8 protein-coding genes and 1 pseudogene are annotated in these 8254 nt (G+C 67.6%); 4 read left to right on the forward strand and 5 right to left on the reverse strand.

Translation table 11 applies throughout. The features are described 5' to 3' along the window. A partial coding sequence (locus A5698_RS26130) for an Hsp70 family protein (protein ID WP_068303066.1) occupies positions 1-1587 on the reverse strand: 1587 nt, incomplete at its 3' end. 110 nt (positions 1588-1697) lie between these two features. On the opposite strand from A5698_RS26130, the gene A5698_RS26135 reads away from it, so the two are divergent. Beyond that, positions 1698-3203: an FAD-dependent oxidoreductase gene (locus A5698_RS26135; protein ID WP_068303068.1), complete on the forward strand. Its 1506-nt coding sequence runs from the start codon at positions 1698-1700 to the stop codon at positions 3201-3203. Here A5698_RS26135 and A5698_RS26140 read toward each other — a convergent pair. Then, positions 3187-3948, reverse strand: coding sequence for a DUF3159 domain-containing protein (locus tag A5698_RS26140; RefSeq protein ID WP_156613842.1), 762 nt, complete (start codon positions 3946-3948; stop codon positions 3187-3189). The two genes, A5698_RS26135 and A5698_RS26140, sit on opposite strands and share 17 nt — an antisense overlap. Before the next feature lie 46 nt (positions 3949-3994). Between A5698_RS26140 and A5698_RS26145 the strand changes: the two genes are divergently transcribed. Continuing rightward, the gene (locus tag A5698_RS26145) at positions 3995-4453 is read left to right on the forward strand and encodes a nuclear transport factor 2 family protein (RefSeq protein WP_067086101.1); all 459 of its coding nucleotides are present in this window, start codon (positions 3995-3997) and stop codon (positions 4451-4453) included. A 1-nt stretch (position 4454) separates the two neighbouring features. Here the strand turns inward: A5698_RS26145 and A5698_RS26150 are convergent, their stop codons facing one another. Continuing rightward, positions 4455-5108 (reverse strand): L,D-transpeptidase family protein, encoded by a 654-nt coding sequence (locus tag A5698_RS26150; protein ID WP_068303077.1) that lies wholly within the window; start codon positions 5106-5108, stop codon positions 4455-4457. Between the two features lie 108 nt (positions 5109-5216). Between A5698_RS26150 and A5698_RS26155 the strand changes: the two genes are divergently transcribed. Beyond that, on the forward strand, positions 5217-6710 hold the full coding sequence (locus A5698_RS26155) for a bifunctional phosphatase PAP2/diacylglycerol kinase family protein (RefSeq protein ID WP_068303072.1): 1494 nt from the start codon (positions 5217-5219) through the stop codon (positions 6708-6710). Here A5698_RS26155 and A5698_RS26160 read toward each other — a convergent pair. Continuing rightward, complete coding sequence (locus A5698_RS26160) at positions 6664-7335, reverse strand: phosphatase PAP2 family protein (RefSeq protein WP_502688990.1); 672 nt, start codon at positions 7333-7335, stop codon at positions 6664-6666. The genes A5698_RS26155 and A5698_RS26160 overlap by 47 nt on opposite strands. A 47-nt stretch (positions 7336-7382) precedes the next feature. Here A5698_RS26160 and A5698_RS26165 point away from each other — a divergent pair, with 47 nt between their 5' ends. Continuing rightward, the gene (locus A5698_RS26165; RefSeq protein ID WP_068303075.1) at positions 7383-7865 is read left to right on the forward strand and encodes a mitochondrial porin family protein; all 483 of its coding nucleotides are present in this window, start codon (positions 7383-7385) and stop codon (positions 7863-7865) included. Here A5698_RS26165 and A5698_RS29185 read toward each other — a convergent pair. Then, positions 7862-8254, reverse strand: a pseudogene (locus tag A5698_RS29185) (HNH endonuclease signature motif containing protein); the annotation flags it as partial. The gene A5698_RS26165 and the pseudogene A5698_RS29185 overlap by 4 nt on opposite strands.

Below are 8254 nucleotides of genomic sequence, written 5' to 3' on the forward strand. Positions count from 1 at the left end.
GCGGTCGCGTAGGCGCGGCTTCTGCGGCGGCGGCACGTAGGCCGGCGCCGGCGGAGGCGCGTAGACCGGCGGCGGGGGCGGTGCCAGCGTGACGGTCTCGACGGGGGGCGGCGGCGCCTCGGCGGTGACGGGTTCGGGCTGCGGCGCGGACGGTGGAGGCACAGGCCCGGTGCGCGGAGCCTCGGTCACACCGGTACTGCCGGTGGCGCTGGTCAGTGCGATCGCCACCCCGCCGACGGCCACCACCGCGACGGCCGCCGCGACGCCGAACACCAGACCCGGTATCCGCTGCCAGAGCCGGGGTTCGTCGATCGGCCCCGTCGCGGCCACATACTGCACGGGCGGTCGCATCGATCCGGTGTCGTAGGGGGCTTCGTACGCTCCGGTGAACGGCAGCGGCTCGTCGGCCGCGTCGTCCTGCGACCAGGCCAACGCGTTGGAGGTTTCCGAGGTGGGCGAGTCGACCGGCGCGACCGGTGCGAGGCCAGTGGGGTCGTTCGGTGACACCGGCGCCAGGCCCGTCGGAGCATCCGCGGAGGCCACCGGGGCCAAGCCCGTCGGCGCCTCCGGAGACGCGACCGGCGCCATGCCGGTGCGGGCTTCGGCGGCCGAGGTGTACGCGCCGATCACCGCGGCGCCCCTTGCCGCGTCGACACCCGGACCCGTCGTGGCGATCACCGACATGCCGGAGTGTTCGGCCAACCGCCGTCGCACGAACGGAATAGCCGCTCCGCCACCGACAACGACCAAGGCGGCGACGTCTCGCCAGCCAATCCTGTTGCGCTGCAACGTGTCGTCCAATGCAGCCAGGACGCCGGTGAACGGTATGGCGATGAGTGCCTCGAGCTCGTCGCGAGTCACGCGGATCGCCGCGCGATGGCCCGGCAGCTCCGCGTCGAGGTCGATCGAATCCTGGAATGAGAGATGTTCTTTGGCGTCGCGGCACTGCTCGCGCAGACGCGACAGTGACGCCACCGCGGCGGTGCTCGTGGGATCGGCCCCGCCCGTCGCTGCGAGTCCGTCGAGGACGTGAGCGAGCAGCACCTGATCCACCAGGACACCGGAGAACTCCGTGTGACGCGTGGTCTCGTCGATGGGTTCGAAGGCATCGCCGGCATCCGCGAGCGTGATGCTGGTGCCGCCACCGCCGAAGTCCACGAGCGCCACCACCCCCTGGGCCGGCAGGGCGGACTGCTCCGGTAGCGCGGTGAGCGACGCTTTGGCGTCCGAAACGAGTCGCACCCGCGTTCCGTCGGCCCCCAGGACGGGATGGGTCCGCATCGCGGTGCGCACCATCCGCAGGGTGGCCGGTCCCCAATGCGCCGGCACCGCGGCCGTGACGTCGTCGGTCGCCGCGCCGCTGGCATCGACAAGCTCCGCCAGCGCGGCGACCAGAAGCCGGTCGGCTGAGTGCGATGACCCGTCGGCGGCGACCAGAGGCACCGCGTCCCCGACTCGCTCGACGAAGCCAGACATCAGCGCGCCGTCCGGCAAGGCGAATACCGAACGACGAATCACGGGTTGATTGCCGATGCGCACCGCGACCAAGTTCGTCGTCCCGATCGACAACCCCAACGGGTCGCTCATAACGGACCACACGATAGTCGTCCAACCACCGCGAACCGGTCAGACACTCCGTGCGAACCTCGTTCGGCCGCCGCCGTTTTGGGGTGCACCAAACGGGTACCTGAGATGCCATGACATCTCTCTGGCTGGCAAACCGCGTTGAGCGTCCGGAACCCGCCGATCCGCTGGTCGAATCGGACAGGTCCGCCGACGTCGTAGTGGTCGGGGCCGGCATCACCGGGCTCATCACCGCGGTGCTGTTGGCGCGTGCCGGCAAGGATGTGCTGGTGCTCGAAGCGCTACGCGTCGGGGCGGGCGCAACGGGCAACACCACTGCCAAGATCAGCCTGCTGCAGAGCACAAAACTGTCGAAGATCGTCGCCAAGCACGGCGCGGGAACGGCGAAGCAGTACGTCGAGGGCAATCGCGAGGGTCAGGAGTGGCTGGTCCAGCACTGTGAGGCGCACGGGTTGTCGGTGCAGCGCGAGGACGCTTACACCTATGCGCAATCCGAGAAGGGTGTCCCCTCGGTGCGTGCAGAACTCGAGGCGTGTCAGGCCGCGGGTTTGGACGTCGACTGGGTCGACGACGCCGATGTGCCGTTCCCGTTTCACGGCGCCGTGCGACTGGCCGACCAAGCGCAGTTCGACCCGATGCCGCTGCTGGACAGCCTGGTGGTCGAGCTCGACGAGCGCGGTGGACGACTGGCGCAAGGCGTTCGGGTACAGAAGGTTTCGAACGACGGTGACAAGCTCGCGCTCGGTGTGCGGACCACCGAAGGCGATGAATTCGACGTGCACACCGATCAATGTGTACTCGCTACGGGCATCCCGATCCTGGACCGCGGCGGTTTCTTCGCCCGCCTCAAACCGCAGCGTTCCTACTGCATGGCCTATAAGGTGCCCGGAACCATCACCCGGGGCATGTACATCTCCGCGGATTCGCCGACCAGGTCGCTGCGTTATGCGCCGACGCCCGACGGCGACCGGCTCATCGCCGGTGGGGCCGGACATCCGGTCGGCCATGAGAAGAGCCCCGCGTCGTCGGTGCAGGAACTCGACCAGTGGACGAAGCTCCACTTCCCCGGCGCGATGCAGACCCATTACTGGTCGGCGCAGGACTACTCACCGATCGACGAGCTGCCCTATGTGGGGCCGATCCTGCCCGGCAACGACAAGATCTTCGTGGCAACGGGTTTCGACAAGTGGGGTATGACCAACGGAACCGCTGCCGCGCTCGCGCTGTCGAGCCGCATCCTCGGGGGCAGGATGGATTGGGCCGAGGCGTTCGCCAGTTGGAGCCCGCACGAGTTGTCGGGCATCCCGAAGGCGATGCAGACCAACGCGCAGGTGGCGCTCTACCTGACCCGCGGGTGGATCACGCCGGTCACCCGCATGCTCAACCGCACCCCCGAAGAGGGCGGCGTGGTCAGCGGCCCGCCGTGGGACCTGGAGGCGCGAAGTGTGGTCGACGGCCGCGAATATCGCGTCTCGCCGGTTTGCCCACACCTCGGCGGCATCGTCAATTGGAACGACGCCGACGAGTCGTGGGAATGCCCGCTGCACGGCTCGCGCTTCGCGCCCGACGGGACCTTGCTCGAGGGACCCGCAACTCGCAATCTCACTGCGGCGCAGTAGAAATCGGCTTCTCCGGCAGGAACTTGCGGACGGCGATGGACCCCACGATGCCGACCGCGATCAGCGCGATCGCGACGGTGTCGGACGTCGAATCCGAGACCCAGCCGATGATTCCGGTGACGGTGAGGAACGGCGGAAGCCAGTCGATGGCGCCCGACCACGAGTCCGACTCCCCCGTTGCGTAGTCGGGATAGAACTCGGTGAACGACGCGGCGAAGACCAGCGCGCCGATGGGGATGATCCACGCGGTCCAGAAGTTGTCGTTGTCGCGCAGGACGGCGTCACCGATCCCGCCCGAGATGGCCGACACCACGAACGCGGCAGCCCATGCTCCGGTGATCGCGAAATTGATGCGCCGAAACGGCGGGGTGTCCCAGTACTCGCGTGGCGTGGTGTCCTTCGCGTAGGCCATGGTGAACGGACGACGGACGATCAGGGTGCCGACGGCGAACACGGCCAGCACGATATTGCTGAGTTCGCCGGACCACAGCTGAAGCCAGTCGATCACCCGATCCGGCGCGAGGAGGCCGAGCACGGCGAGGACGCCGAAGTAGGCGATCGTCAGCGCCTCGAGGGAGTGGACGGGCACGCCGCGGCGGGTACCGACCCACAGCGTGAGTAAGGCGAGGCCGAGTGCCGCCGAGGCGGCTTCCTCGAAACGGCCGGGACCTGCGACGATAGCCATGAGGATCCACGGCGCCAGCCCCGCGAACGGAGATTTGACGTAGGCGTCGACGAATTTCATGTCCGGACTGTACGCGGTACGGAGGTGTTGTGCTGCAATGTCGGGCATGGGTGACATCGATGAGATCCAGCAAGTGAAGTTCCGTTATCTGCGCGCGCTCGACACCAAGCACTGGGATGAGTTCGCCGACACCCTCACCGAGGACGTGGTGGGCAAGTACGGCGAGTCGATCGGCGAGGAGCACCACTTCACCAACCGCGACGAGTTGGTCAAGTTCATGCGGAACTCGCTGGGTCCCGAGATCATCACCGAACACCGCGTCACCCATCCCGAGATCACCGTCGACGGCGACGAGGCGACGGGCACGTGGTACCTGCAGGACCGGGTGATCGCACCGGACTTCAACTTCATGCTGATCGGCGCCGGCTTCTACCACGACCGGTATCGGCGGACCCCCGACGGATGGCGGATCAGTGAGACGGGTTACGACCGCACCTACGACGCGTCGATGTCGCTCGAGGCGCTGAACTTCAAGGTGAAAGCCGGTCGGGCACTGAACATCTGACTCACTGAGCGATCGCGATCAATGCGCCGGGCCTCAGCCAGCGCATGATCTCGACCAGCTTACCGTCGTCGATGGCCACGCATCCGGCTGTCGGTTCGCCGTCGGTGGCGTGCAGGAAGAAGGCGCCGCCGTTGCCCGGGACCCGCGCCTTGTTGACGCCCATCACGACGGCGTGCACGTATTGCGGGATCTGGAGGTTCTCGGTGCCGCTGGCCGGATCGGTGTCGAACGGGCACTGGGCCTTCTTGCAGACCTGCATGGTGTTGTAGGTCGGGCTCTTCATGTCGCCGTCCCACCAGTGGTCGGGTCCGACCTGCACGTACGGTAGGCCCCCGCCGGGGTTGGGCGCGGTGCCGAAAGCGAAGTCGAGCGTGAAAATGCCCATCGGCGTTTTCATTTCGCCGTCATGGGTTTCCGGCGCCATACCCTTGGCGCCGATCCAGGCCGGGATACCCGCCGCGACCGGTTGCCACCCCGCCCCGGTCCGTTGGTAGACGTCCATCTTGGCCTTCGAACCGCCCACGCCGACAACGGAAATCACCTGGGTGGCGTTGCCCACCGATTGCGCGAACCAGGGAACGGTCTGCGCCCGGCCGACCGGCGCCGTCGCGAGGGCGATCAGTCCCGCGCACAGCACGGTCAGCAGTGGACGCACCGACACATGCTAAGTCGCGACGCGCCGAGCTCCTCGTACGCCACGCGGCCCCGTGACTGATCTGCGATGACACGATTATTTTTCGACCCCGGTGGATACGTTGGGGAGATGGATGTTGCCCAGGTGGTCCGCCGCCCAGCCGGCTTTCGGCGAATCACGCACGGTCTCGGTGCGCTGGACCGGGAGATCTTCGACGCGATCGCCGAGTCCCCGACGCCGCTGCTCGACACCTTCATGCCGCCGCTGACCCGGGCCGCCGACCACTCGAAGCTGTGGTTTGCGATCGCGGCGGCCCTGGCCGCGACGCGCAACCCCAGTGCGCGGCGCGGTGCGGTGCGCGGCGTGATGACGCTGGCGGCGACGAGCCTGATCACCAACCAGGGCGCCAAGCGGATCCGTCGGCGGTCGCGCCCGCAGTTCACCTCCGTGCCATTGGTGCGCCGCACGCGCCGTCAGCCGACGTCCAACTCGTTCCCGTCGGGGCACTCCGCGAGCGCGGCCGCGTTCGCGGTGGGGGTCGGGTTGGAGAGCGCCTCCCTGGGACTTCCGCTGGCGCTGCTGGCCGGGCTCGTCGGGCTGTCCCGCGTGGCGGTGGGCGCCCACTACCCCGGTGATGTGATCGCGGGGTTCGGCCTCGGTGCGGCGGTCGCGGTGCTGGGCGGGCGGATCGTTCCGCCGGCGGTCCCGACGAGGCTTCCGACCGCCGATCCGCTGCGGGTGGATACCCCGCCGCGGCCGGACGGTGCGGGAGTGGTGCTGGTGGTGAACCCGGCTTCGGGCAGCGGAACGGGAGCAGACATCATCGACGACGTCCGAAATGCGTTGCCGCGCGCGGAGGTTGTGGAGCTCACCGATGACGACGACATCGCGGTCGCGCTGCGTTCGGCGGCGCAGCGGGCGGAGGTTCTGGCGATCGGCGGCGGCGACGGGACGGTGTCGTGTGCGGCGGCGGCGGCCATCGACGCAGGCGTGCCGTTGGCGGTGTTCCCGGGCGGGACGTTCAACCACTTCGCGAAGGACATCGGTTGCGACACCGTGGAAAAGACGGTCGAAGCGATCCGGCAGGGCAGCGTCGCGTGTGTCGACATGGTGTGCCTGAACGAGAAGCAGATGGTCGTCAACACCGCGAGCATCGGCGCATACCCCGCGTTCGTCCGGACGCGGGAAAAGTACGAACACAAGATCGGCAAGCCGCTGGCCGGGCTTTACGCGATGTATCACACATTGCGGCACGAGCAGCCGGTTCGCATTCGGTATGACAACAAGACGTTGCAGACGTTCCTGTTCTTCCTCGGCAATTCGGCTTATCTGCCTTCGGGATTCGCACCGTCGAGACGGGACCGCATGGACGATGGCCTGATGGATGTCCGCATCCTGGAGACCGGCCACCGGTTCAGTAAGCTGCGAATTCTTCTCGCCGTCACGCTGGGCCGGCTCGAGCGCAGCCCGTTCTATCACGAGATGCGGGTGCCCGAGTTCGAGTTCACCGCGGTCGACGGGCCCACGCTGCTCGCCCACGACGGCGAAGTCGGAACCGAGTGCACGACGGCGAGCTTCAGCGTGCGATACCGGGCGCTTCCGGTATTTCGTCCGCTTCCCTGATGGGACGTGACGACGTGACGAGCAGCAGACAGAGCACGAAATACGCGTAGCCCAAGGCCCATCCAGCCACGACATCCGACGGGTGGTGCACGTTCAGCACCACGCGGCCGATGCCGATGGTGACGACGACGATCGCGCCGGCGGCGATGAGGACGGCGCGTGCCGACGGACGGGCGATGGGCAGTCCGACGGTCAACAGTGCGAGAACGGCAACGATCACCCCGAGGGCATGGCCGGAGGGGAACGACGTCCCCAAGGCGGTGACGAAGGCGGTGGATGGGCGGGGACGATCGGCAGCGGCCTTGGCGATCTCCGTGACGAGTCCGGCCAATTCCACGGTCACGATCAGAAATATCGCGATCCGGATCTGGCGCCGCACAAAGGCGACAACGATGAGGACAACCGTTACGAGGCGGAAGGCACCCGGGCCGAGAACGGTGCAGAAGACATCCCACCCGTGCACCCAGCCCGGATGGCCTTCGCCATGGCGGTGGAAGGTGTCGAGCGCGGCGGAATCGATGTCGGCCAACCATGTCCAGTGTTGGGCGAAACCGACCCATAACGCGGCGTATACCGCGACCGCGGCCAGCGCCGACATTCCCAGCCAGCGCCTGTGTGATCCCACCGTCCACCTCTACCACGCGGATCGACGGGCCGTTAGGGTGACTGCCCATGGCGGTGTTCGTGCGCAAGCTGCTCCGTATCGGGGGGTTGCCCGAGGATCTGCGGGCCGAGGTGGAGGCCGAAGGCGTCCTCTTCATCGCCGAATACATCGCGGTGACCCGGCGGTTCAGCGGCAAAATCCCGGGACGACGGGCGAACGCGAATGTCACGAGTTATGTGGGCTCGCTCGCGGTGACCAATCAGCGGGTGCTGGGCACGCTGTCTACGGTGCCGAAATTGGCGGGCCGGACGATCGATCAGCGCTGGGACGCTCCCCAATCGGGAAACGTCACAGCCGAACTGTCCGCGGCGGGGATGCACATCGATGTCGACATCACTGCGGTGGATTCCCGTTTCAGCGGCCAACTTTCGCTGAATTACAAGGTCGCCATCCCCGAGGATGTGCTCGCGCGGGTCCCCCGGCGATCGCTGTCCTTCGACGTCCCCCCGGAGTACGTGTTCCGCGCGGTCGGCGTGCCCTACCACCCCTAGAAGGGTGGGGGTTTGTTGCGTTCGTCGGCGTAGGGCTGGTTGCGGCGGCGTTCGTCGGTGATGGCATTGTCGCGGGTTTGGGCGCGGGTTCGTTTGCGGCGCGGCATTTTCAGGGTGCGCGCTGCGTCGGTGTCGAGGTCGGTGTCGATGGTGGTGTCGGTGGTGGCCGCTGCGCTGGGTCGGCACAGGTCGGGGTACAGCAGGCGGCTGCCGGGGTGGGTGGTGTAGGTCTGCTCGTGGCGGGAGGTCCACTCGACGGTGCCGTCGGGGTGCTGGCGGTCGCGCCAGCCGGCGAAGGTTTTGAGCAGGTGGTGGTGGCGGCACAGGCATTTGAGGTTGGCGGCTTGGGTGGGCCCGGCGGGGTAGGCGATGGTGTGGTCGATGTCGCA

This window comes from Mycobacterium sp. E136 (assembly GCF_001666865.1).
Lineage (GTDB): Bacteria > Actinomycetota > Actinomycetes > Mycobacteriales > Mycobacteriaceae > Mycobacterium.